Source organism: Acidovorax sp. KPB24-07 (genome assembly GCF_057543315.1).
The window spans coordinates 1-1,636 of the sequence record NZ_BAAJYS010000579.1 but is presented as its reverse complement, the minus strand read 5'-3'; the positions used below and the strand labels follow the sequence as shown (position 1 = coordinate 1,636).

Sequence of the window (1,636 nt, the reverse complement as noted above, 5' to 3'; positions counted from 1 at the left end):
CCGGCCAGCGTGCGGGCCAGCAGCAGGCCGATGACGACGCCGCCCTGCACGGTGCCGACCACCCGGCCCCGCTCGGCGGGAGGGGCCAGCGTGGCGGCGCAGGCGATCAGCCCTTGCGTCATGGCCGTCCCCAGCAGCCCGATGGCGGCCATGGCCGCCAGCAACAGCAGCGGCGTGGGTGCCCAGGCCACTCCCAGCAGCGCCAGCGCCAGCAGCACCAACTGCCCGCACAGCAGGCGCTTTCGGTCCACCCGATCGCCCAGCGCCACCACAAACAGCAGGGCGATGGCGCAGCCCACCTGGGTGACGGTGATCACGCCGCCCACCGCCATGGCGGGGATGCCGAAATCCAGCGCGATGGCGTCCAGCAGGGGTTGGGCGTAGTAGACATTGGCAACGCTCACGCCGCAGCACACGGCCAGCAGGCGCACGAGGCCCGGCGGCAGGGGATGGCCGGGGGTGGCGTGCAGGGCGGACGGGTTGGCGGCGGTCATGGGCTCTGATCCAGTTGCTGATTGAAACTGGATCGAGTGTAGTCCCATCCTGTTTTAAAATGAAACCACTTCGGTGCGTGGATCGAATGCTCGGTCCGCTACCGGCACCCAAGGAGTGGCCATGGCCAAAAGAAAAAGCCTCGCGGATTCCCCCTGCCCGGTGGCCCGTTCGCTCGACGTGGTGGGCGACCGCTGGTCGATGCTGATCGTGCGCGATGCGTTCGACGGACTGCGGCGCTTCGGCGAGTTCCAGGCCAGCCTGGGCGCAGCGCGCAACATCCTCAGCGACCGCCTGCGCACGCTGGTGGAAGAGGGCGTGCTGGAGATCGCGCCCGCCTCCGATGGCAGCGCCTACCAGGAGTACGTGCTGACCGCCAAGGGCGAGACGCTGTTTCCGGTGGTCGTGGCCCTGCGCCAGTGGGGCGAGGCGCACCTGTACGCCCGGGGCGAGAAGCACTCGGTGCTCGTCGATCGCGCCACGGGCAAGCCGCTGCCGAAAGCCCTGCTGCGGCTGGAGGACGGGCGGGTCGTCCGGCCGGCGGACACCCTCGTGAAGAAGGTGCGTGCGCGGCCCTGATCCGCAAGGCCGCCGGCATACTGGGCCCATGCCCCGCAACATCGAAATCAAGGCACGCCTGCCGTCGCCCGGCGCTTTGGCCGCGCTGGAGGCCCGCGCCGCAGTGCTGGCCTCCAGCGGCCCGGAGCGGATCCACCAGGACGACACGTTCTTTCGCTGCGCGGCCGGCCGGCTCAAGCTGCGCGCGTTCTCCGCCGGCGCGGGCGAGCTGATCTTCTACCGCCGCCCCGACGTGCAGGGGCCCAAGACCGCGTTCTACGTGCGCACGCCCACGGCCGATCCCGACGGGCTGCGCGAGGCGCTCACGCTGGCGCACGGCCAGGCGGGGCGGGTGGTCAAGGAGCGCACGCTGTACCTGGTGGGCCGCACGCGCGTGCACCTGGACCGCGTGGCGGGCCTGGGCGAGTTCATGGAGCTGGAGGTGGTGCTGGACGAGGCCGAGCCCGAAGACGCCGGCCTGCGGGAGGCACACGACCTGATGGCCCGGCTCGGCGTGGCACCGGCGCAGTGGGTGGACTGCGCCTACGTCGATCTGCTGCGCGGCCGGGGCGGCTGACGCCCGGGC

Annotated in this window: 3 protein-coding genes; 2 read left to right on the top strand and 1 reads right to left on the bottom strand. The window is 71.6% G+C overall.

Features of this window, described 5'->3' with window-relative positions:
* Positions 1 to 494, bottom strand: a 494-nt coding sequence (locus AC27IQ_RS24040) for an MFS transporter (RefSeq protein ID WP_487091061.1), incomplete at its 3' end; no start/stop codon positions are given.
* A 121-nt stretch (positions 495 to 615) separates the two neighbouring features.
* On the opposite strand from AC27IQ_RS24040, the gene AC27IQ_RS24035 reads away from it, so the two are divergent.
* Positions 616 to 1,071 (top strand): winged helix-turn-helix transcriptional regulator, encoded by a 456-nt coding sequence (locus tag AC27IQ_RS24035; protein ID WP_284397038.1) that lies wholly within the window; start codon positions 616 to 618, stop codon positions 1,069 to 1,071.
* A gap of 28 nt (positions 1,072 to 1,099) precedes the next feature.
* Positions 1,100 to 1,627, top strand: coding sequence for a class IV adenylate cyclase (locus AC27IQ_RS24030; protein ID WP_487091060.1), 528 nt, complete (start codon positions 1,100 to 1,102; stop codon positions 1,625 to 1,627).
* The last annotated feature ends 9 nt before the right edge of the window (positions 1,628 to 1,636 follow it).